At 68.9% G+C, this 21,747-nt stretch carries 18 protein-coding genes; 8 read left to right on the top strand and 10 right to left on the bottom strand.

The annotated features are described in order from the left end of the window. Nucleotides 1–324, top strand: a 324-nt coding sequence (locus V6M46_RS14265; RefSeq protein WP_332666307.1) for a MerR family DNA-binding protein, incomplete at its 5' end; no start/stop codon positions are given. Nucleotides 325–344: 20 nt separating this feature from the next. On the opposite strand, the gene V6M46_RS14260 is transcribed toward V6M46_RS14265, so the two are convergent. Continuing rightward, the gene (locus tag V6M46_RS14260; RefSeq protein WP_332666305.1) at nt 345–2,765 is read right to left on the bottom strand and encodes a hypothetical protein; all 2,421 of its coding nucleotides are present in this window, start codon (nt 2,763–2,765) and stop codon (nt 345–347) included. 112 nt (nt 2,766–2,877) lie between these two features. On the opposite strand from V6M46_RS14260, the gene V6M46_RS14255 reads away from it, so the two are divergent. Then, nucleotides 2,878–3,531, top strand: coding sequence for a GNAT family N-acetyltransferase (locus tag V6M46_RS14255; protein ID WP_332666303.1), 654 nt, complete (start codon nt 2,878–2,880; stop codon nt 3,529–3,531). A 4-nt stretch (nt 3,532–3,535) separates the two neighbouring features. Here V6M46_RS14255 and V6M46_RS14250 read toward each other — a convergent pair whose 3' ends face one another. From V6M46_RS14250 to V6M46_RS14235, 4 genes are all read right to left on the bottom strand, one after another. Then, a complete protein-coding gene (locus V6M46_RS14250; protein ID WP_332666301.1) occupies nt 3,536–4,852 on the bottom strand; it encodes an erythromycin esterase family protein in 1,317 nt (438 codons plus the stop codon). Continuing rightward, a complete protein-coding gene (locus V6M46_RS14245) occupies nt 4,849–6,204 on the bottom strand; it encodes a phosphoribosyltransferase family protein (RefSeq protein WP_332666299.1) in 1,356 nt (451 codons plus the stop codon). Before V6M46_RS14245 ends, V6M46_RS14250 begins: the two co-directional genes overlap by 4 nt. Further along, the gene (locus tag V6M46_RS14240; RefSeq protein WP_332666297.1) at nt 6,201–7,337 is read right to left on the bottom strand and encodes a baeRF11 domain-containing protein; all 1,137 of its coding nucleotides are present in this window, start codon (nt 7,335–7,337) and stop codon (nt 6,201–6,203) included. The genes V6M46_RS14245 and V6M46_RS14240 overlap by 4 nt, the downstream gene beginning before the upstream one ends. Nucleotides 7,338–7,457: 120 nt before the next feature. Continuing rightward, nucleotides 7,458–8,378: an NAD-dependent epimerase/dehydratase family protein gene (locus V6M46_RS14235; RefSeq protein ID WP_332666295.1), complete on the bottom strand. Its 921-nt coding sequence runs from the start codon at nt 8,376–8,378 to the stop codon at nt 7,458–7,460. Between the two features lie 125 nt (nt 8,379–8,503). Here V6M46_RS14235 and V6M46_RS14230 point away from each other — a divergent pair, with 125 nt between their 5' ends. Both V6M46_RS14230 and V6M46_RS14225 read left to right on the top strand, forming a co-directional pair. After that, nucleotides 8,504–9,223, top strand: a complete 720-nt coding sequence (locus V6M46_RS14230) for a TetR/AcrR family transcriptional regulator (protein ID WP_332666293.1) — start codon at nt 8,504–8,506, stop codon at nt 9,221–9,223. A gap of 97 nt (nt 9,224–9,320) precedes the next feature. Continuing rightward, nucleotides 9,321–9,734, top strand: coding sequence for an SRPBCC family protein (locus tag V6M46_RS14225; RefSeq protein WP_332666291.1), 414 nt, complete (start codon nt 9,321–9,323; stop codon nt 9,732–9,734). Between the two features lie 2 nt (nt 9,735–9,736). Here the strand turns inward: V6M46_RS14225 and V6M46_RS14220 are convergent, their stop codons facing one another. The 3 genes from V6M46_RS14220 to V6M46_RS14210 form a co-directional block, all read right to left on the bottom strand. Continuing rightward, nucleotides 9,737–11,365, bottom strand: coding sequence for a response regulator transcription factor (locus tag V6M46_RS14220; RefSeq protein ID WP_332666289.1), 1,629 nt, complete (start codon nt 11,363–11,365; stop codon nt 9,737–9,739). A 47-nt stretch (nt 11,366–11,412) separates the two neighbouring features. After that, nucleotides 11,413–12,516 (bottom strand): flavin-containing monooxygenase, encoded by a 1,104-nt coding sequence (locus V6M46_RS14215; RefSeq protein ID WP_332666287.1) that lies wholly within the window; start codon nt 12,514–12,516, stop codon nt 11,413–11,415. Between the two features lie 179 nt (nt 12,517–12,695). Continuing rightward, a complete protein-coding gene (locus V6M46_RS14210; RefSeq protein ID WP_332666285.1) occupies nt 12,696–13,328 on the bottom strand; it encodes a TetR family transcriptional regulator in 633 nt (210 codons plus the stop codon). 140 nt (nt 13,329–13,468) lie between these two features. On the opposite strand from V6M46_RS14210, the gene V6M46_RS14205 reads away from it, so the two are divergent. From V6M46_RS14205 to V6M46_RS14190, 4 genes are read left to right on the top strand one after another with little or no spacing between them, the layout of a single operon-like run. Then, complete coding sequence (locus V6M46_RS14205; protein WP_332666283.1) at nt 13,469–14,557, top strand: ferredoxin reductase; 1,089 nt, start codon at nt 13,469–13,471, stop codon at nt 14,555–14,557. Nucleotides 14,558–14,574: 17 nt separating this feature from the next. Beyond that, on the top strand, nt 14,575–15,858 hold the full coding sequence (locus tag V6M46_RS14200; RefSeq protein WP_332666281.1) for a fatty acid desaturase family protein: 1,284 nt from the start codon (nt 14,575–14,577) through the stop codon (nt 15,856–15,858). A gap of 26 nt (nt 15,859–15,884) precedes the next feature. After that, nucleotides 15,885–16,100, top strand: a complete 216-nt coding sequence (locus V6M46_RS14195) for a hypothetical protein (RefSeq protein WP_332666279.1) — start codon at nt 15,885–15,887, stop codon at nt 16,098–16,100. Nucleotides 16,101–16,106: 6 nt separating this feature from the next. Next, a complete protein-coding gene (locus V6M46_RS14190) occupies nt 16,107–17,354 on the top strand; it encodes a cyclopropane-fatty-acyl-phospholipid synthase family protein (protein WP_332666277.1) in 1,248 nt (415 codons plus the stop codon). A 35-nt stretch (nt 17,355–17,389) separates the two neighbouring features. Here the strand turns inward: V6M46_RS14190 and V6M46_RS14185 are convergent, their stop codons facing one another. Next, complete coding sequence (locus V6M46_RS14185; RefSeq protein WP_332666275.1) at nt 17,390–20,311, bottom strand: bifunctional [glutamine synthetase] adenylyltransferase/[glutamine synthetase]-adenylyl-L-tyrosine phosphorylase; 2,922 nt, start codon at nt 20,309–20,311, stop codon at nt 17,390–17,392. A 95-nt stretch (nt 20,312–20,406) separates the two neighbouring features. Next, nucleotides 20,407–21,744, bottom strand: a complete 1,338-nt coding sequence (locus tag V6M46_RS14180; RefSeq protein WP_332666273.1) for a glutamine synthetase family protein — start codon at nt 21,742–21,744, stop codon at nt 20,407–20,409. Nucleotides 21,745–21,747: the final 3 nt, after the last annotated feature.

The following is a 21,747-nucleotide window of genomic DNA, read 5'->3' as shown; positions in this document are numbered from 1 at the left end:
TCGTCCACCCAGCTCCTCTTCGTTGCTCGGGCGCGGAAGCTGGGCCTGACCTGCGAACAGATCGTCCAGCTCCTCCCGATCTGGGGTGGCACCGACTGCACCGCTGCCCACGAAGAGGTCATCCGGCTCATCGACGACAAGGAGGCCGAGATCGCCGCCCGCATCCAGGAGCTCACCGCCTTCGCGGCACAGCTCGACTCCGTGCGCACGATCCTCGAATCCTCTCCCCCTCCACCCGCCTGCCGGACCGATCTCACCTGTTGCGTGCCGTCAGGACCGGACACCTTCGTCCCGCTCGAGGGCCTGACTGCCTCCATGGGTTAGGGCCTCGGGAGCAGGCCCCGTCACAATCCCCGCAGCCGCTCCAGGGCCACCCGGTATGCCGGGTCGAGCCAGAACTCGCTGTGCTTGAAGAGCCGCGTCGACGGGCCGTACTGCGTCTCCGTCGTGATCGGCGCCGGGTCGAGCAGGCGCCAGTCGTCGCCGCTGCGCCGGACGCCGGAGCCCTGGACGTAGTCGTCGGCGGCCTCCACGGCCGTGCCGTCGACGAACCGGCCGGAAGTGGCGAGGTCGGCGCCCTCGCCCAGGTGGTTCCACGACAGGACGGGACCGGCGAGCGGATCGGTCTCCCGGTAGAGGTTGATCCATCCGCGATGCAGGTCGAGGTGGAGTCGCGAGACAGAGTCGTAGTTGACGTATGCCGGGAAGGCCCGCGGGAAGATCTGGCGCAGCTGCGAGCCGTACGTCAGCAGCCCGACGCGCTGCCGCTGCTCGTCGCTCAGCAGGTGCAGCGACGCGAACGCGATCAGGCTGCCCTGGCTGTGCGCGCTGACGATGACATCGCGTCCGCTCGCCGGACGGGTCGCGAGGTGCTGCTTGATCCGGTTGCGCAGGTGCATGACAGCGTGCTGGGAGTACGGCTTGGGCACGAACGGGTGCACGGCGTGCGGCCAGAACGAGATGACGTCCCAGACGACGTTGACGCCCCGCCGCGAGGTGTCGGTCCGGAAGCCGCGACGCGCGAGGAACACGATGAGCGCCGCCAGCCCGAGCAGCATCCACGCGCCGCCGACCATCGTGACGTTGCTGAACGAGCTCTCGGTCGGCGCCAGCGAAACCCGGTCGCGGCCCGCGGAGAGCTCGTCGAACCATCCCCATGCACGCTGCGGCCGCCAGTCGCGCGGGTCGTCCCAGGACGGATGGATCTCGTAGACGATCGCGAGTGCCATCACGACGCCGGTGCTGACGAAGGTGAGCGCGATCGCCGGGATGTGGTTCTTGACCCGTGCGATCCACATCGCCAGCACGGTCGAGCCGGCATCCGGACGCCACCGCGGCACGGCGTACTCCCCCGCGTCGATCGGCGCCGCACCCTCGAACATCGCCCGGGCCCGCGCCGCGAGCTTGGCCTTGCGGGCGATGAAGTCGGCGAGCAGGCACAGCCCGATCGCCAGGACGACGAAGAACGTCAACCCCCAGCCGTACGAGACGCGGTCCAGCATCGGCGTGACACCGACCTTGCTCCTCGACAGCCGGAGCAGTGACGAGACGGCGGTCGGCAGGGACGCCGACAGTCCGACGCCGATGAACACCGCCAGGGCCGCGACGACGCTGGCCGCCCACCCCCGGGCGTACGGGCGGAAGTACCACGCCGGATCGTCGGCGACGGGAGTCGTCGAAGGCGTGGTTGCCACGATCCGCCAGTTGACCAGCACCAGCGCGCAGACGCCGACGACACCTGCGAACAGCATGATCACCGAGATGAGCTCGTAGCCTTCGATCGGGACCCGCAGCTCGGGGTTCTTCGGCGGGGTGAATCCGGGCATCTGCGACATCGCCAGCGCGATCATCACGAGCCCCGCTGCGCACGCGACCCACGATCCGCGAGCGACGGCGTCGTGCCACCTCGCGCGCATACGCGTGCCCCGTTCGTCGAGCTCGGCGACCGCCAACGACTCGGGGTCACCCAGCAGCGACACCACGATGGCGACCAGCAGCAGCACGCCGAGCGAGGCCCGGACGATGACGCCGTCGCCCTCCGGCTCGCGCACCCACTGCGCCATCGCTGCGACCAGCAGCAGCCCCGCGGACAGGTGGAGCCGGCTGAGGATCGGTGAGTCCGAGGTGCCCTGGTAGAAGTAGGGGTCGGCCAGCGGCGTGCCCCGCTCCTCCGCGCGGGCACGCGCCTCCTCCGGCGTCATGCCACCCGTGATGTTGGGCGCCGCCGTGGCGGTGATGCGGCCGAGCAGCCAGAGCCCGATGACGACGGCTGCCGTCAGCAGCGTGGCGATCATGAGGACGGCCGACGGGCTCCACGACGCCAGTTGTCGCGAGCTGGGCGCCCAGCGCCACGCCACCAGGTCCATGAATGTCAGGCCGACGGCGAACACCAGCAGCAGCGTGAGCATCAACGCCAGCAGCCGCAGCAACGCGCTCGCGGCGGCGTGGGCGTTGACCGAACGCTTCGGACGGCGGGCCGGCGCCGGCAGCATGAACTGCGCGGCGTTGATCATGCCGAACGGGATGAGCAGCAGCCACAGTGCCTGCCACGACGTCCCTGAGGTGTAGTGACCCCAGTGGTACGCCTCGAGGACCTGCCCGTCCTTGCCGGGCAGGATCACGCCATCGGAGTCCACGGGACCGAAGAAGCGACTCGCTCCGCCGCCGTCGATCTGGGCGACATGCGGATGCGCCAGGAGCGACTCCGCCGGCGTACCGCTGACCCCGTGCACCCTGAGCTCGACCCATTCCGCGTTCGTCGCCATCCCGGACTCCTCACTCTGGCGGTGCTCTTCATCATGGCGCACGTATCGCGGTACGGACAGGCTCTCCCACGGGAGCTGCCGACGATGATCTCGGCGCTGACAGACTGGCCTCATGACGGTCAGCACCCAACACGAGCTCGTCGCACGCTGGATCGCGACCTGGGTGCACGCCCGCGGGCTCGAGACGTCGATCGCCGACGGCTGGCCGCTCGTGCACGTGGGTTCGCGCACTCGCGAGATCGAGCTGATCTGCATCGACCCCGGACCGCAGGCCTTCGCTGACCTCTTCGGGAACATCGACGGCGACGCACGAGCCATGCTCACCGTCATCGCCGACGATGTCAGCCCCTACATGGCGCTGGCCCTCCCGCCCGGCGTCCGGGTGGATCGCGACGACGAGACGCTGATGACCACGACGTTCGCCCCGATCGACGCACCGCCGCTCGACCCCGAGTTCACCACCCGCTGGGACGTCGACGAGCACCGCGCGATGTACGTCGTGGAGTCCGGCGAGCGTGTCGCTGCCGAGGGGACGATCGGCATCCTCGGCTCCGATGCGACGTTCGACGCGGTCGAGACCACGCCCGCGTTCCAGCGACGTGGCCTCGGCCGGCACGTCATGGCCACCCTCACGGCGTACGCGATGGAGTCCGGTGCGGCCGAAGGCGTGCTGGCGGCATCGTCACCGGGCCGGATGCTCTACGAGTCGCTCGGCTGGGATCCCGCGTACGAGATGCTCTCGCTCATGGGCGCGACGCAGGGGTGACTCGTCAGAATCCGGTCGGCTCGGTCTCGAGCTCGGGCTCTGACGGCGGCGGCTCGTGGTGCAGAGGCTTGAGGGCGCTCGTCTCCTCGATCCACATCAAGGCGTCGTAGCGACCGCCCATCATGGTCGGGACGAAGTTGGTGGACTCGCGACGCGGGTCGTACACCACGCCGATCGCCCGGTGGCCGAGGCCCACGCGCAGCCATGATCGCGCCCGGTCGTCGCCGAACACGAGGACTGCGGACTCCCCCAGGGCTCGGTGCAGGACGTCCTCATGACTTCCCGTACGCGCGTCGGGCACCGGCATGACGGATTCCGGTGCGCCCCACGCGGGCGCGGCGATGACCGTCCCGTGATGCGTGGCCAGCCCGATCAGGACCACGCCCTCGTCGGTGTGCCGCATACGCATGAGCTCCCCGACGTTGACCAGCCCGTTGGCCGACATGTCGGTGGCACGGGCGTCACCCACATGGGTGTTGTGCTCCCAGACGAGCCCCTTCGACCCAGGGCCGTGATGCAACGCCAGCCGGTCGATCGTGTCGGCCATGTGCGTGTCGCGGATGTTCCAGGACGTCTGGTCCCCACTCACCATCACGCGGTAGTAGTGCTCGGCCTGGGCCACGACCTCGGCGTTCTGGACCGCGGCGAAGACCTCATGGTCGACGCGCGCGGCGGCCTCCCGGCGTACGGCGACGAGCAGGTCGACGACGTCGGGCTCGCAGGACTGGGGCACGAGCCTGGTGCCCCAGGCGTAGCGTTGAGGATCCTCGCCGTACGGCAGAAAACACTGCCATGCCTCCATCGCGGCCGGAACGGCGTCGGGCGCGTTCTGCTGCAGCCACCTCATGATCTCGCGCAGGGAGTCCCACAACGAGTAGACATCCAGGCCGTAGAAGCCGACGTGGCTGGACTCGGGCCGGGCCGCGTTCCATTCGCGGAGCCAGGTGAGGAAGTCCGCCACCTCGTGGTTGGCCCACATCCAGGTGGGCCAGCGCTCGAAGCGCGCAAGCAGGCCCCGAGCGTCGAGGTCCTGGTCCTCGTGGCCGCGCACCCACTGATTGATCCGCCAGCAATCCGGCCAGTCGCCCTCGACGCCGATCCAGCTGAATCCGCGCTCCTGGATCAGTCGACGGCTCAGGTCCGCCCTCCAGGCGTAGAACTCGTGTGTGCCGTGCGAGGCCTCGCCGATGCAGACGAAGCGCGCGTTCCCGGCCAGGTCCATGAGCGGATCCAGATCCGCGGCGGTGCGCAACGGCCGGGCCATGTCCCGGATGTCGTCGACGAGGTCACCAAGCCGAATCTCGTGTCCGGTGACCGTCATGACGAGGCCTCCTCCGATTCGGCCGGCAACAACAGGTGCTGGGCGAACCAGTCCCGAGCCAGGATCGCCACCTCCGCCAAGGCACCGGGCTCCTCGAACAGATGCCCGGCGCCCTCCACAACTTCGAGCCGGGCCGAGGTCGGCATCATGCGAAGCGCCTGCTGATTGAGCTCGAGCACGGCATGGTCCGCACCCCCGACGATCAACAGCGTCGGAGCGGTGACCTTCGTGAGAGCCTCCCCGGCGAGATCGGGTCGGCCACCGCGGGACACGACGGCAGAGACGCGGGCACCGGGCGCCGCCGCAGCCCGGAGCGCAGCACCGGCGCCGGTGCTGGCACCGAAATAGCCGACCCGCAGCGGGGTTCCCACCTGGCGTTTCACGACCCACTGAGTCGCGAGCACCAGGCGCTCGGCCAGCAGGTCGATGTCGAAGACGTTGTCGCGGTCGAACTCCTCCTCAGGCGTCAGCAGGTCGAGCAGGAGCGTGCCCAGGCCCGCGTCGTAGAGCACCGACGCGACCAGCCGGTTGCGCGGGCTGTGCCTGCTGCTGCCGCTGCCATGGGCGAAGATCACGACCGCGCTCGCGGGCTCCGGCAGGTGCAGGTGCCCGGCTATGCCCGATCCGTCGACCGGGATCGTCACCTCGACGTCACAGTCGGGAGGTTGCGTCGCAGCGTGCGTCATGCGCTCGCGACGTGCTGCCTCGTCCAGGAGCACGACGACCTCGTCGTCGCTCGTCGGCGAGAAATCGTCGTAGTGGCTGCCCACGGCGTAGAAGTCGCGCGGCGCGGACACACAGACGACCTCGTCAGCGTCCGCGAAGTCGTCCAGTACCGACGGCGGAGCGACCGGCACGGCCAGGACGATGCGGGTGGCGCCCAGCCCTCGTGCAACGCGGCACGCGGCACGGGCGGTCGACCCGGTCGCCAGGCCGTCATCGACGACGACCGCGGTGCAACCCGTGAGGTCCAAGCGCTCGCGTCCACGGCGCAGGCGTTCGGCGCGGGTGCGTAGGACCTCAGTCTCGCGCTGAGTGACGCGGTCGAGCTCGCTGACCGGCACCCGCGCCATCGCGATGATCCTCTGGTCGACAACCCGCACGCCACCCTCCCCGATCGCACCCATCGCCACTTCCGGCTGGAACGGCAGCCCGAGCTTGCGCACCACGATGACGTCGAGCGGCGCGCCGAGCGCGGAGGCGACCTCGGCCGCGACCGGCACGCCGCCACGCGGCAGACCGAGAACCACGACGGATGGATCCCCGGCCAGAGCTTTGAGCCGAGCCGCGAGCTGCCGGCCGGCGTCCACCCGATCGACGAACCGGACGTCAGGGTCGGCGTGGATCCTCATCGCCGCTCTCCTACGGCGGCCGGGACGTAGCGCAGGATCGCGGCAACCGCACCACCCCCGGGCATACCGACGTCGCGCAGCACTTCGATCGTCGTGCCCGTCCGGAGCGCCTGACGCACGACATCGTCGACGATGTCTCGGCCGTGCGACGAGCCGGACCTGTCGACGTGAACGTCTCCGGTCGACTCGTCGAACGAGCCGGGCATCCGCTTGTCGGGATCCACCACGAGCGTGTCGACCGCGCCGGCGGCCGCGGACGCCGCGACATCGTCGAGCGACGTGACCACCCTGCCGCGCTCGCGCGCCTCCTCCAGCGTCTCGACGACGTCAGCCACGTGGCGCGCCCTCAAGACGCGCTGGGCGGCCTCCTGGAGCTCCCGGACCGGCCGGTCCTCCGGATTGCCCACGATCGTGGCGCCCTCGAGGCGTGTGCACTTCGAGGTCGCCCGGAAGATGCTCGCCACAGGCTCGGCGGCCGCGAGCACCAGCGGCCGGGCGTGATCCTCCACGATCGGGCGCACCGCCCCGTCGACCCTGCGAGCGAACTCGGCGACGCGGGTCTTGTGGTCCTCGGAGATCTTGAGATGGGCGAGCGTGTTGCGATCGCCGGTCAGGTCGAGTGCGACGGCTGACTTCAGGTCGTCAGGCATTCCCGGGACCTCGATCGGTCGAGGTGCGTCCGCGGCCGTGAGGTCGAGCAGGCGGACCGCGTTGTCCGACAGGGCCAGCAGGAACGCCGGGACGTACGACGTCGCGGCAGCGAGCAACGGCGTGATGACGAACCGATCGGCTGCAGCCGTCAGGGGTGTCGGCCGATCGTTGAGGTGGAAGGTCACGGCAGACGACGGTCTGACGAAGATCGCCATCCCCCCGGTGGCCTCCTGCCAGATGTCGCGGGACCCCACCAGCGCATCGATGCGCGCACCGACCGCGGCGACCGTGCCGTCGTCCAGGCCGTCAGCAATCAGCTGAGCCGCCGCATCCGTCCAGGCAGCCCGTATGCGCAATCGCAGCTCGCCGACATCACCCCCGGGCTCGAGAGCCGGCAGGTAGATCGACACGCATCCGGGTTCGCGCACCTTTGCCAGTTCCTCGATGGTTTCGCGCGTCGGCATCGGCACCTGGTGCGACATGTCGAACCTCCCTCGTCAGCGCCGTGATGAACAGCTTCATCGTGAAATTCCGGTGCGAGGGTTGGCAGGGCCTTTGGTCCCCGGACGACATGACCACCGGCGGCGCTGCGGCGACAGCGCTCAGACCACGGCGCTGCGGCGGCAGACCTCGTCCCACGGCGTCGGCTCCATGCCGAAGTGCTCCCGGGCGGCGCGGTCGTCGAGGACGTACGGCGCGGTCCACTGGTACGACAGCTGGCGCAGCTCGCGAATGAGCGGCACGACCCACGACAACGCGACGAACACCGGCTTCGGCACCTCGCTGACACCAACCGCGGGCTTGCCGATGCTGGTGAGCACCTCGGTGATGGCCTGCTCCTGCGTACGCGGAGGGTTGCTCGGCACGTGCCAGACCCGGCCGTGCGCCGCCTCGTCCTCTGCCGCCGCGATCAGCAGCCGGGCCGTGTCGAGGACGTCCGTGAAGGTGTGCGGAATGTCCTTGCGGTTGAAGACCCAGGCGCGCTTGCCCTTCAGCGCTCCGGGGATCTGGCGGGTGACGTGACCGTTGCCCCCGACTCCCGTGCCGACATAGTCCGAGCCGCGGATCTCCACAGCGCGGATGCGACCGGCGTCGTGCAGCGCCTTGGCCTCGGCCCACATCGCCGCCCGCAGCCGACCCTTGTGATCCGTCGCCGCGTCGGGCATGTCCTCGCTCATGGGCTTGTCGACCGGGCCGTACGGGTAGAGGTTGCCGGTGATCGCGTAGACGGCGCCGGAGCGCTCGGCGGCGACCAGGAACGCGGCGGCGAGCGGCGGCCAGAACTCTCCCCACGTCGTGTAGTCGGACGGGTTGGCGCAGTTGTAGAGCACCGTTGTGCCTTCGGCTGCGGCGCTCAGGGCCTCCGCGTCCGAGGCGTCGAGCTTCAGGTGGGTCACACCGTCGATGCCGGTGTCCGTGCCCGACCTGGTCGCGACGACGACCTCCGAGCCGCGGGCGGCGAGCAGCTGGGCCACGTGGCGGCCGACCGGTCCGGCTCCGACGATGAGGTGACGATCAGTCATGATGGTCCTTTCGAGTTGGCGAGAGCACCGCTCTCGGTTGAGAGCCTGACATACGCCGGACCCGAATGCAAGAGCGCTGCTCTCGTTTGTTGCGCCTGCTCTCCTTTTGCGTCACAGTGGGGCACATGACAGTCGCTGGAACCGCCCGCGAACGGGCCCGCAAGGAGATCACCGCCGAGATCCTTGCGGCCGCGCGCGCCCAGCTGCGTCAGGTTGGCCCGGGCGAGCTGTCCCTGCGGGCCGTGGCCCGTGACGTCGGCATGGTGTCGTCCGCGGTCTATCGCTATTACGCCAGCCGTGACGAGCTGCTGACCGCACTCCTCATCGCCGCGTACGACGAGCTCGGTGAGGCCGCCGAGGCCGCCGACGACGCGATCGAGGACCGCACTGACCACCTCGCGCGCTGGATGGCAACCTGCAAGGCGACCCGCGAGTGGGCGATCGAGCACCCCCATGACTACGCGCTGCTCTACGGCTCCCCCGTGCCCGGATACGCCGCCCCGCAGGACACCGTCATGCCGGCGACTCGTGTCATCGTCCGCCTCGTCGAGATCATCATCGGCGCCCACCGGTCCGGCAGCGCCTCAGCCACGACCACGCCGCCGACCGGCGCCGCGGACCCGGGCGCCGTGGTCGCCGACGCGATCGCGTACATCGCCGAACGAAGCCAGACCGACCTCGAAGCATTCCCGGAGCTCGTGATGCGCACGCTCATGGTCTGGTCGACGATCTTCGGCACCCTCTCGTTCGAGCTGTTCGGCCACCTCAAGGGGTCGGTCAACGACTTCGAGGGCTACTTCGAGCAGACGACGCTGCGTCTCGCGGGCGACCTCGGCCTCGCCTGATCGCAAGTGAGCAATCCCTCACCGCTCTGATGGCCCGGGAACACCGTCGGCGCGCGACAATGACCTGATACGTCTGTTGCCGCGCCGAAGGAAGTCAATGCACCGGATCACCCGTCGTACGTTTGTCGCCGCCCCCGCCCCGCACGTCTGGCAGCTGGCCGGCAACTTCGCCGAATGGCACCCCACGCTCCGCATCTACGCCAACGGGCCCGAGGCCCCCGCCGACGTCGTCGTGACGATCGTGTCGCGGGACGACGAGGCGATGACGCTGTCGTACCACATCCCCGATCCGCCGTTCCCGATCGCGAACCACCGCGCCACGATCCTCGTCGAGGACGCCGGGCACTCGTGCTCGTACGTCACCTGGGAGGCCGACTTCACCGCCGAGCCCGAGGTCCTGCAGGAGCTCGAGGACTCGATCGGCGACGACGTCTTCGTCAAGGCGCTGGACAACCTCGCGACGTACGCGCAGGACGAGTACGGCCGCCAGCAGGTCTCGAACGCCGGCTGAGCTCACACCAGGCGGTTCTCGAACGCGTACGCCGCGGCGGCGGTGCGGGAGTGCACGTCGAGCTTGGCGAAGATGTTGCTGACGTGCCTGGCGACCGTCTTCTCGCTGAGGACCAACGTCGAGGCGATGTCGTGATTGCTCTGCCCCGAGGCGACCAGCCGCAGGACCTCGACCTCCCGTGCGGTCAAGCCCCCCGGCATCGACGCAGACCCGGCCGCAAGGTCGACGTCGACGACTGCCGCTGCACCCAGGTCGGCGAACGTCCGCCGAGCGGCCGCGAGCTCGCCTGATGCCGAGTCGTGGTCGCCGGCCTGGAGGAACACCTGGCCGATCAAGAGGCGGCAGCGCGCCACCTCGTAGGGCGCACTGAGCTCACTCCACTGCCGCATCGACGCACGCAGCAGCGGCAACGCCGTCATCCCCTCACCGTCGACGAGCGCGACCGATCCTGCCGCGTACGCCGCCATCGCCCGCAGTGCTGCGCAGCCGAAGTCCGCGGCGATGCCGCTCAGCTCGTCGACCAGCGGGCGCACTTCGTCGGGCTCTCCCCCGGTGGCCAGCAAGATCTCGATCGACGCAGGCAGCAGCTGCGATCGACGGACCGGATCCCGCGGCTCGGCGAGGAGCCTCCGCACCGCCGCCCGAGCCGCGTCCCGCCGGTCCTGCGCGAGCCACAGCAGGGCAAGTCCGGGTTGCGGCTCGTGGCCATAACCGATCGCCTCCTCGTACGCCGCCGCAGCCGCACCCAGCTCCCCGCGAATCCGCAGCACGTCGCCACGCTCGCTCATCGCCAGTCCGGCCGGGGTCGTCGTCCCGGCTTCGATGTAGCGACGCACGGCACGGTCGAACTCATCGAGGGCCTCGTCAAAGGCACCGCGCACGCGCATGATCTGACCGCGGTGCACAGCGCACTGGGCAGTGAACGGAACCAACCCAGGCTGGACCTCACACCACGTCGTCAAGGCATGCGTCCACTCGGCCGCGCGGGCGAAGTCCGAGATCTCCTGGCAGCCCTCGATCATGGTGCAGTAGATCGTGCCGGCGAACACCGGGCTCACCTCGCCCGCGGCCAAACCCACCATCGCCTCGTCCATCAACGCCAGGCCGCGCGGGACCTGACCGGCATACAGGAGCAGCCGGCCCTGTGCCGACAACCCCATCGCGATCAGGTCGGGGTCGTTGAACCGGTGACCGTACTCGGCAATGCCGCCGGCGTGCTCGAGCGCCTGGGGCCACTCGCCCTGGCCGATGCACCCGAACATCTGATGCACCAGGAGATAGCCGCGCTCGACGACGTCGCCGGTGACCCCGTCGAGGAGCCGCTGACCGCGCGCGATCCAGCCCGCTCCGACGACCGGTTCGCCACTCTCCATCAGCACCATCGCGAGCCAGAAGGCGGACCGCGTGGCCGCCAGCACATCACCGGCCGCGAGGTGTCCCTGATAGGCGCGCTGCATCGCCTGGAGGCAGTCGTTCGTGCGGCCGAGCAGGTAGGCGGTCATCGCGAGCCGGGCGAAGTCGTCGGAGGTCATGGCATCCGCATCCGCGTGCGACAGGTCGCCATACGCGGCGACCCAGTCGCGACGCTCGTACGCCTCGCGAGCCCGGATCAATTCGTCGACCACGCCCATCGCGCATCACTTCCTTCTCGGGAGCATACGCGCGTCGTGGCGTGCGTTCAGGCGACTTGCAGACTCGCCCTCTTGCCCGCACGATCGACGATCCGGCACGCCACGAACTCCGCGTCACGACCGATCCCGGGGAACACCATCGAGCTGAAGGCGAACTGGAACGCCAACCCGCAGAAGAACAGGCCCGGCGCCGAGTCCACGACGCCGCGGTACTCCTTCGGCCAGCCGTCCTCGCCGATGATCGGCAGGTCGATCCAGTCGAAGACCTGCTTGAAGCCGGTGCACCAGATGACGTTGGCAGCGTCGACAACGCTCCCGTCGTCGAGCACGGGGAGCCCGCCCTTCACGCCCGAGACCCGAGCCAGCCGGCGCTCGACGCCGCGCTCCTGAAGGTCCGCGCGCTTGACCCGGAGCATCGGGCCGCCATGGGTCCGGATGTCCTCCATCGCCTTGCGGCCGATCGGTGTCCGCCGGGTCAGCACGTGCCGCGCGACGAAGACCAGTGCCGGCATCGCCATCCTCATGCCGCGCGACTCGTGCTTGCCGGGCAGCTGTCCGCAGTCCCGCCCGCACAGGATCGTCGGGTGAGTGAGGGCGAGCTCGTACGCGATGTCGGTCCCTGAGTGGGACGCGCCGACGACCAGCACGGGCCCTTCCTGCAGCTGCGCCGGCCTGCGGTACTCGCTCGAGTGCATCTGCAGGATCGACGGGTCGAGGTCTGCCGCGAAGGCCGGCACATGAGGCGTACGACCGAAGGTCCCGGTCGCCACCACGACGTTGTCGCAGGTGATCGTGTCCGCACCGATCGCGAGGGTGTAGCCGCCGCCGGCCCGCGCCTCGAGCCGGTCGACCCGCGTGCTCATGCGGACGGGCAGGTCCCACTTGAGGGCATACGCCTCGACGAAGTCGGCGACCTCGTCCTTCTGCGGGAAGTGCCACTTGTCGCCGGGGAACCGCATGCCGGGGAGCGCGTCGTACTTGGCGGGGGTGAACAGGCGGAGCGTGTCCCACTGCTCTCGCCAGTTGTCGCCGATCCGGTCGTTGCCGTCGACGATGATGAACGGTCGGCCCTGCTTCTTCAGGTGGTAACCGACGGAAAGGCCGGCCTGTCCGGCTCCGACGATGACGGTCTCGATGTGCTGCGTGGTCATGATGCCTCCTGGTGGTTGCGTCATGACCGTACGAATCGCAGGGGCCGGCGATCATCGGGAAGGACATGCATCTTGCACCAGAAGCAGATGGGTATTTCTGCGCACGCGTCCTCGACGCCAGCGCACTTGGTGGTCGGGTGGGTCCGAGGGACGAGGACTCGACCGCCGAGTTGTGTCGCCTAGCTGCGCCAGTCCCTGAAGCCGACGACGATCAGGCGCATCTGCCTGCGGGCGCCTTCCTTGATCTGCTCCTCGAGGTCGGGGCGCCCGTCGGGCATCTCCACGACCTCCTCGGCGTTGGAGACCATGTTGCGCACGAACAACCGCGACACCATCTGCACGTCGTCGCTCGACCAGTTCTCGATGTTGGGCAGCCGGGCCAGGACGACGGCGAGCTCGCTGACGAACAGGTCGAGCTCGTGGCGGATCGCCGTACGTACGACCTCGGGACCGCCAACCCGCTCGCGGGCGACGAACGCGAAGTGCGCCTTGCTCTGCTTGACCGCCTCGACGAGCACGTCCGCAGCCGCGTCGATGATGTTCTCGAACACGTGCGGATCGCGCTGCGCGTCGCGGATCATGCGGCGCAGCGTCGAGAACGACTGCTCGACGAGTGCGAGGCCGAGCTGGTCCATCGACTCGAAGTGCCGGTAGAACGCGGTGGGCACGATGCCGGCGTGACGGGAGACCTGACGCAGGCTGACCTGCGCAAACCCCTGCTCCTGACTCAGCTCCAGCGCCGAGGCGAGAATGGCCTGGCGGGTCCGCTCCTTCTGGGCCTGACGCGAGGCAGACTGCGCGGGCTCGGTCACCTTCACAGCCTAGTCATCTCCTTTCGGTGCACACGTGTTGCGCTGGTGGTCGAGGTCACTCGGCGCGTCGGTTGCGCGTAGCCAGAGAGTCGTGCACACTTTGAGTGTACGCATGTTCACTGATTTCGAGGAGGTTACAGATGGGCATCATCCGCAAGGCGCTCACCTCGCGCCCGGTCGCCTCTCTGACCTCCCCCTACACGATTGACCACTACCTCGACCCGATCCACCCGATGCTCGCAGCGGAGAACGTCCGCGCCCGCGTCGTCGAGGTCGTGCAGGAGACCGGCGACGCCAGCACCGTGATCCTGCGCCCCAACGGCGCCTGGAAGGGCTTCGCCCCCGGCCAGCACGTGCAGTTCGGCGTCGAGGTCGACGGCACCCGACGTGTACGTGTGTTCTCGGTGTCGAGCTCGCGGGCTGCCAAGAAGGGCACGTTCAGCGTCTCGGTCAAGGCTCACCCCGACGGGTACGTCTCGCAGTTCCTGCACAACGAGCTCAAGCCCCGCACCATCGTCTACCTGTCGCAGGCCGAGGGCGAGTTCGTCCTCCCCCGCGAGGTGCCCGACAACCTGCTGCTGATCAGCGGCGGCTCCGGCATCACGCCGGTCATGTCGATGATCCGCACGCTGCGCGACACCGGCCACCAGGGCGAGGTCACGTTCCTGCACTACGCACGCTCGCGCGACGACGAGATGTTCACATCTGATCTAGACGCCCTCGCCGAGCTGCCGAAGGTCAACGTGACCAGGGTCTACACGCGCAAGCCCGAGCCCGGCGCCGAGCTCAAGGGCCGATTCCACATAGACCACCTCAAGCACCTCGGCATCGAGCCGTCCGGGACCCTCACGTACGTGTGCGGGCCGGCCGGGCTGATCGCCACCGTCCGCGACACCTACTCCGAGCTCGGGGCCGCCGACCAGCTCCGCCTCGAGTACTTCAAGGTCCCGTCCGTCGACCTCGACGCGGCGGACGCCACCGGAACCCTGACGTTCGACGAGGCAAAGATCGAGGCGGCCAACTCCGGCGCCACGATCCTCGAGCAGGCCGAGGCCGCCGGGCTCAAGCCCGAGTTCGGCTGCCGCATGGGCGTCTGCAACACCTGCGTCGTCAAGAAGAACCACGGCGCCGTTCGTCACGTCATCAGCAACGAGGTCCGCGCCAACACCGACGAGACCATCAAGATCTGTGTTCACGTCCCCGTCGGCGACGTCAACGTCGCACTCTAGGAGAGGGAGAACCCATCATGGCCAAGCACGCACCCATCGCACCGCACAGCGCGAGTGACCACAACGTCGCGCCCAAGTCGCTCATCAGCGAGGACACCGAGAAGCGCGCGACCATCGGGCTCGACCTGATGACGTACGAACAGCTCGAGGAGTTCGGCGAGGAGCTCAACACCGTACGCCAGCGCGTCCTCGACGACCTCGGCCAGAAGGACGCCGACTACATCCGTCGCGTCATCAAGGCGCAGAAGGCCAGCGAGGTGCTCGGCCGCATCGGCATCTTCATGCCGTTCTTCCCGCCCGCGTTCATCGCCGGCATCCTGTTCCTCGGCCTGGCCAAGATCCTCGACAACATGGAGATCGGCCACAACGTCATGCACGGCCAGTACGACTGGATGAACGATCCGATGATCGACGCGTCGCGCTACGAGTGGGACAACATCGCCCCCTCCAAGGACTGGAAGCACGGCCACAACTACATCCACCACACCTACACCAACATCCACGGCATGGACCGCGACATCGGCTACAACATGTTCCGGATCGACGAGGACCAGCCGTGGTACGCCAGCCACCGCTTCAACCTGCCGCTCGCGTTCGTCCTGATGCTCGTGTTCGAGTGGGGCATCATGTACCACGGCGTCGAGCTGGACCAGTACCTCCAGGGCAAGATCACCAAGGAAGACTTCCAGGGCCGCAAGAAGCGCGCGCTCAAGAAGATCCGCAAGCAGGTCTTCAAGGACTACATCGCCTGGCCGGCCCTGGGCCTCGCGCTCGTGCCGTTCGTCGGCTGGTGGGCACCGGTCGCGATCCTGGTCGCCAACATCGTCGCCAACGTGATCCGCAACGTGTGGTCGTTCATCATCATCTTCTGCGGCCACTTCCCCGCCGAGGTCCAGACCTTCGCCGAGGAGGACGCGCAGAACGAGACGCGCGGCCAGTGGTACCTGCGCCAGCTGCTCGGCTCGGCCAACATCTCGGGCCACAAGCCGTTCCACGTGCTGACCGGCAACCTGAGCTACCAGATCGAGCACCACCTGTTCCCCGACATCCCGGCCCGCCGCTACCCCGAGGTCGCCGAGGACGTGAAGCTGCTGGTGGAGAAGTACGGCCTGCAGTACAACACCGGTCGGCTGTCCAAGCAGGTCGCCAGTGTCATCAGGCAGCTCGCCAAGCTCGGCCACAAGCCGGACGACCCGTACAAGATCGGCAACAGCCCCGAGTCGAAGGCCCTGCGTCGCGCCAAGCGTGAAGAGGCCGCCCGTCGCAGGGAAGAGGCTCGTGCGCCACAATTGACCTCGTAGTCACTGCGACCGAGAGGGACAACCCGATGGCACTGAGTCGGCGTGAGATTGCCAAGGATGTCCTGCAGCAGTCGACCGAGGCCGCGATAGCCACCGCGGGCCACGTCGCCGCGATCCTGTTCGAGTCGGCACGCAAGATCACGTCCGAGATCGGCGCCTTCGGCACCGAGATCTTCGAGATCACCGAGGCCAGCAAGCGGGCCGGTCAGGACGCCGAGGACAGCGACCCAGCTGCCGAGTAGGTCGCCATGACGCAGCTCGCCTCGGCCCGCTGGCCCGGCATCGCACGGGCGCCTCGCACCCCGCTCAGGGCACGCATCGCCCGGGCGATCCTGCGGCCCGCGGTCAACCAGGTGCCCGTACGCCTGACGTTCGCGGACGGACGCACCTGGGGAGCCGGCGGGGGCGACTCCCCCGAGATGCGCGTCGTCCGGCCCAAGGCGTTCTTCGCCCGGCTGGGCGCCGACACCAAGATCGGGTTCGGCGAGGCGTACATGGCCGGCGACTGGACCACCGGTGCCGGCACGGACCTCGCCGACCTCCTCGAGCCGTTCGCGGCCCGCATGGCGACGATCGTGCCGGTACCGCTGCAGAAGCTCCGGGGCTTCGTCGACAAGAAGCTGCCGCACCACCAGCGCAACTCGGTCCATGGGTCGCGCAAGAACATCGAGGCGCACTACGACCTCTCCAACGACCTGTTCGCGGAGTTCCTCGACCCCTCGATGACGTACTCGTCCGCGTGGTTCGAGAGCGCCGAGCAGGACCTCGAGGCAGCCCAGATGCGCAAGATCGACGCGATCCTCGACGACGCCGACGTGGGCCCGGGCACGCGAGTGCTCGAGATCGGCAGCGGCTGGGGCGCGCTCGCGATCCGCGCCGCCCGACGCGGGGCGAAGGTCACCACGATCACGCTGTCGTCCGAGCAGGCCGCCTTCGCGCGGCGGCGCTTCGCGGAGGCCGGCGTCGACGTCGACCTCCAGCTCGTCGACTACCGCGAGGTCACCGGCGAGTACGACGCGATCGTCAGCGTCGAGATGATCGAGGCGGTCGGCGAAGAGTACTGGGCGACGTACTTCGCCACGATCGACAAGCTCCTCGCGCCCGGAGGGCACGTCGCGATCCAGGCCATCACGATGGCGCACCACCGCTACCTCGCGACCCGCAACTCGTACGGATGGATCCAGAAGTACATCTTCCCCGGCGGGCTCATCCCCTCACTCGAGGCGATCGACCGGACGCTGCACGAGCACACGTCGCTCACCGTGACCAACCGGCGATCCCTCGGCCGGCACTACGCGCGCACGCTGCGCGAGTGGCGCGACAACTTCGACGCGAGCTGGGAGACGATCAAGACGCAGGGTTTCGACGAGACGTTCCGCCGGATGTGGGAGTTCTACCTCGCCTACTGCGAGGCCGGCTTCCGCACGGGCTACCTCGACGTCTTCCAGCTCTCCATCGCACACCGCCCGCTCCCCAACGACGAGGGATTCGGGTAGTCGCGACCTGAGTCCTTCATCCTCCGTCGACCCGCTCACTCGTAGAAGATGCGCTCCACGACCTTGCGGGCCAGGCGGGTCGTGCGGAGGTACTCGTCGACCATGCGCTCGCTCTGGTCCATGCCGTAACCCAGCAGGTGGGCGACGCCGGCGCGCTCGTTGGCCTGCTCGACCATCGACTCCGCCGGCTTGCCGCGCATCAGCACGACGGCGTTGCGAATGCGGCTGACGAGGCGCCAGGCGGCCTCGAGCGCGTGGGCGTCGTCGTGGCTGACGAGATCGGCCTTCATCGCGGCGTGCAGGGCGTCGAGCGTGCGGGTCGTACGCATCTCGGGCACGGCGTGTGCGTGCTGCATCTGCAGGAGCTGGACGGTCCACTCGACGTCGGCAAGGCCGCCACGGCCCAGCTTGAGGTGCGTGTTGGGGTTGGCGCCCCGGGGCAGGCGCTCGGAGTCGACGCGGGCCTTGATGCGGCGCACCTCGCGGATCTCCGCAGGCGTCGCACCGCCCTCGGGCCACCGCAGCGGGTCGATGAGCGCCGTGAACCGCTCGTTGAGGCCAGGATCGCCGACCGTCGCGCTGGCCCGCAGGAGCGCTTGGGCCTCCCAGACCGCGGACCACTTCTTGTAGTACGCCTGGTAGGCCGAGAACGTACGCACGAGGGGGCCGTTCTTGCCCTCGGGCCGCAGATCGGCATCGACGTCGAGCGGCGGGTCATCGCCCGGAGCGGCGAGCATCTTGCGGAGACCCTGCGCGACCGCCATCGCCGCCTCGGCCGCCTCCGTCTCCTCGGCGCCCTCGACCGGGTCGTGCACGAACATGACGTCGGCGTCAGAGCCGTAGCCGGCCTCGCCCCCGCCGAGACGACCCATCAGCACGATCGACATCCGTGTCGGCATCGTGCCGCGCTCGGCCTCGACCGCCGACGTCGCGGCCTTGAGGGCACCGTCGAGCGTCGCGGTCGACACATCGGTCAGCGCCTCGCCGACCTCGAGGATGTCGAGGCGCCCGAGCACGTCGGCGATGCCGATGCGCGAGAGCTCGCGGCGGCGCACCCGGCGTACGGCGCGGATCGCGTCCTGCGGGTTCGCGTGGCGACTCGTCGCCAGCTCGACCTCGGTGCGGAGGCGATCACGCTCGAGTGGCCGCAGCTCGGCATCGTCACCGAGGAGCGCCACGGAATCCGGCGCGCGCAGGATCAGGTCGGTGACATAGCGGCTCGACGACAGGACGTGGGCGAGCTGCTCGGCGCCCTCGCCCTCGTCGCGGAGCTTGCGGAGATACCAGTGCGTCTCACCGAGGCCCTCGGAGATCTTGCGGAACGCCAGCAGGCCACCGTCGGGATCGGGCGACTCGGCGAACCACGCGAGCATCGCGGGCAGGAGCGACTTCTGGATCGCGGCGCGCCGGGAGACCCCCGAGGTCAGCGCCTGGATGTGCGCGAGCGCGCCCTTGGGATCGGCGAAGCCCAACGCCGTGAGCCGCTGCTCGGCGGCCAGCGGGGTGAGCCGCAGCCCGTGCGTCGGCAGCGAGGCGACCGCCTCGAGGAGCGGTTGGTAGAAGAGCTTCTCGTGCAGCCGGCGGACGATGCGCCGGTGCGCCTGCCACTCCTTCGTGAGGTTCTCGGCCGGGTTCTGCCGAAACCCCATGCTGCGGCCGATGCGCCGCAGGTCTTCGGGATCCTCCGGCACGATGTGGCTGCGCCGCAGCTTGAACAGCTGGATGCGGTGCTCGAGCGTGCGGAGGAACTCGTACGCCTCCTCCATCGCGGCACCGTCACGGCGCCCGACGTAGCCGCCCTCGATCAGCGCCTTCAGGGCGTGCACGGTCGTCGGGCTGCGCAGCGACACGTCGGCGCGACCGTGGACCAGCTGCAGCAGCTGCACCGCGAACTCGACGTCGCGCAACCCGCCGGCGCCGAGCTTGAGCTGGCGCTCCCGGTGGTTCGGCGGGATGTTCTCGATGACGCGGCGACGCATCGCGCGTACGTCGGTCACGAAGTTGTCGCGTGTGCTGGCCATCCAGATCATCGGCGACAGCGCATCGAGGTAGCCCTGCGCCAGCTCTTCATCACCCGCGGCATAACGCGCCTTGAGCAGCGCCTGGAACTCCCACGTCGTCGCCCACCGCTCGTAGTACGCGATGTGGCTCGACAGCGATCGCACGAGCGGACCGGAGCTGCCTTCGGGCCGGAGGTTGGCGTCGACCTCCCAGATCGTGCCCTCGCCGGTGTGCTCGCGGCACAGCTTCATGACGCCGGCGGCGAGCCGGGTGGCGGCCGCGATCGCTGCCGATTCGTCGGCACCGTCGGCGGGCTCGTAGACGAAGATGACGTCGACGTCGCTGAGGTAGTTGAGCTCACGGCCGCCGGTCTTGCCCATCGCCATGATCGTGAACCGGCACAGGTCGGCGTCCGGCTCGGTCTCCCGGGCGATCCGCAAGGCGGCGCCCAGCGTCGCCACGGCCAGGTCGGCGAGCTCGGCCGAGGACTCCTCGAACGAGGTCAGGGCCGTCAGGTCGCGGGCCGCGATGTGCAGGAGCTTGCGGTAGTACGCCACGCGCAGCTCGTCGGCCGTCGTCGCCTCCTCCATCTGCCGCCGGCGTACGTCGAGCGCGATCGGCGATGACGACAGCACGGAGGCGCTGAGGTCGAGGAGATGATCGGGATGGCGTACGAGGAAGTCGCCGAGGGCCTGGCTCGTACCGAGCACGATCAGCAGCCGTTGACGCAGCTGGGCATCCGACGCCAGCAGGTCGAGCAGCTCGGGTGCACCGAAACGCCGGGCGATCGCGGTGAGCGAGGCCAGAGCCGCATCAGGACTCGCCACGCCGGCGATCTGATCGACCAGGGAGTCAGGTACGTCGCCCAGCCTCGTCAGGTCCGCGACGGCTCCCTCACCGTTGCGGAATCCCTTGCGGGCAAGTGCCAGGGCGAGCTCACGCGCGTCAGTTGCCACCCGAGCAGGCTACCCGGCTCCGCGAGTGGCGCAGTATGGCCCATTGACCACCCCCGTATCGGGCCACTTTGCGCCACTCGCGGGGGTTTGCCGCGTCAGACCATCGGCATGAGGCGGTCGAGCTCGAACTGGGTGACCTGGGACCGGTAGTCCTGCCACTCGGCCCGCTTGTTGCGCAGGAAGAAGTCGAAGACGTGCTCGCCCAGCGTCTCGGCCACGAGCTCACTGCTCTCCATCGTGCGGATCGCCTCGTCGAGGTTGCGCGGCAGCGGCGCGATGCCCATCGCCTTGCGCTCGTTCTCGCTGAGACCCCAGACGTTGTCCTCGGCCTCTGCGGGCAGGTCGTACTTGCCCTCGATGCCCTTGAGACCGGCAGCCAGCACCAGCGCGAACGCGAGGTAGGGGTTGCACCCCGAGTCGATGCCGCGGTGCTCGACGCGCGCCGAGCCACCCTTGTGCGGCTTGTACATCGGCACGCGGACGAGGGCGGAGCGGTTGTTGTGGCCCCAGCAGACGTAGTTGGGGGCCTCTCCCCCGCCGGCCAGGCGCTTGTAGGAGTTGACCCACTGGTTGGTGACCGCGGTGATCTCGGGCGTGTGCTCGAGGACGCCGGCGATGAACGCGCGGCCGGTCTGGGACAGCTGGTACTCCGCGCCGGCCTCGTAGAAGGCGTTCTCGTCACCCTCGAACAGCGACACGTGCGTGTGCATGCCGGATCCCGGGTGCGCCGTGAACGGCTTGGGCATGAACGACGCCCACTTGTCCTGGCTCAGCGCGACCTCACGGACGACGGTGCGGAACGTCATGATGTTGTCTGCCGTCGAGAGTGCGTCGGCGTAGCGGAGGTCGATCTCCTGCTGGCCGGGACCGTTCTCGTGGTGGCTGAACTCGACCGAGATGCCCATGTTCTCGAGCATCGTGATGACCTCGCGGCGGAAGTCCTGGCCACCGCCCTGGGCCGTGTGGTCGAAGTAGCCGCTGTCGTCGACCGGCACGGGCTGCTCGCCCAGGCCCGGCTTGCCCTTGAACAGGTAGAACTCGATCTCGGGGTGCGTGTAGAACGTGAAGCCCGACTCGGCGGCCTTCTGCAGGGTGCGCTTGAGCACGTGGCGCGGATCGGCGTACGAGGGGGTGCCGTCGGGCATCAGGATGTCGCAGAACATGCGAGCGGTGGCGGGCGTCTCGCCGCGCCACGGGAGGATCTGGAACGTCGACGGGTCGGGCATGGCCAGCATGTCGGACTCGTGGACGCGGGCGAAGCCCTCGATCGCCGATCCGTCGAAGCCGATGCCCTCGGCGAACGCGCCTTCGAGCTCCGCCGGCGCGATCGCGACGGACTTCAGGGAACCCAGCACATCGGTGAACCACAGACGTACGAACCGGACATCACGCTCCTCGAGGGCGCGCAGCACGAAGTCTTCCTGTTTTCCCATGAT

Source organism: Aeromicrobium sp., from assembly GCF_036676885.1.
Classification (GTDB): Bacteria; Actinomycetota; Actinomycetes; order Propionibacteriales; family Nocardioidaceae; genus Aeromicrobium.
This window is presented reverse-complemented; position numbering and strand designations above follow the sequence as displayed.

What these genes read in the sequence shown, in the direction of transcription:
- V6M46_RS14235 (WP_332666295.1), bottom strand. Translation starts at nt 8,378, where the DNA reads ATGACTGATCGTCACCTCATCGTCGGAGCCGGACCGGTCGGCCGCCAC.
- V6M46_RS14195 (WP_332666279.1), top strand. Translation starts at nt 15,885, where the DNA reads ATGGCACTGAGTCGGCGTGAGATTGCCAAGGATGTCCTGCAGCAGTCG.
- V6M46_RS14255 (WP_332666303.1), top strand. Translation starts at nt 2,878, where the DNA reads ATGACGGTCAGCACCCAACACGAGCTCGTCGCACGCTGGATCGCGACC.
- V6M46_RS14205 (WP_332666283.1), top strand. Translation starts at nt 13,469, where the DNA reads ATGGGCATCATCCGCAAGGCGCTCACCTCGCGCCCGGTCGCCTCTCTG.
- V6M46_RS14260 (WP_332666305.1), bottom strand. Translation starts at nt 2,765, where the DNA reads ATGGCGACGAACGCGGAATGGGTCGAGCTCAGGGTGCACGGGGTCAGC.
- V6M46_RS14190 (WP_332666277.1), top strand. Translation starts at nt 16,107, where the DNA reads ATGACGCAGCTCGCCTCGGCCCGCTGGCCCGGCATCGCACGGGCGCCT.
- V6M46_RS14200 (WP_332666281.1), top strand. Translation starts at nt 14,575, where the DNA reads ATGGCCAAGCACGCACCCATCGCACCGCACAGCGCGAGTGACCACAAC.
- V6M46_RS14250 (WP_332666301.1), bottom strand. Translation starts at nt 4,852, where the DNA reads ATGACGGTCACCGGACACGAGATTCGGCTTGGTGACCTCGTCGACGAC.
- V6M46_RS14230 (WP_332666293.1), top strand. Translation starts at nt 8,504, where the DNA reads ATGACAGTCGCTGGAACCGCCCGCGAACGGGCCCGCAAGGAGATCACC.
- V6M46_RS14180 (WP_332666273.1), bottom strand. Translation starts at nt 21,744, where the DNA reads ATGGGAAAACAGGAAGACTTCGTGCTGCGCGCCCTCGAGGAGCGTGAT.
- V6M46_RS14225 (WP_332666291.1), top strand. Translation starts at nt 9,321, where the DNA reads ATGCACCGGATCACCCGTCGTACGTTTGTCGCCGCCCCCGCCCCGCAC.
- V6M46_RS14215 (WP_332666287.1), bottom strand. Translation starts at nt 12,516, where the DNA reads ATGACCACGCAGCACATCGAGACCGTCATCGTCGGAGCCGGACAGGCC.
- V6M46_RS14245 (WP_332666299.1), bottom strand. Translation starts at nt 6,204, where the DNA reads ATGAGGATCCACGCCGACCCTGACGTCCGGTTCGTCGATCGGGTGGAC.
- V6M46_RS14240 (WP_332666297.1), bottom strand. Translation starts at nt 7,337, where the DNA reads ATGTCGCACCAGGTGCCGATGCCGACGCGCGAAACCATCGAGGAACTG.
- V6M46_RS14220 (WP_332666289.1), bottom strand. Translation starts at nt 11,365, where the DNA reads ATGGGCGTGGTCGACGAATTGATCCGGGCTCGCGAGGCGTACGAGCGT.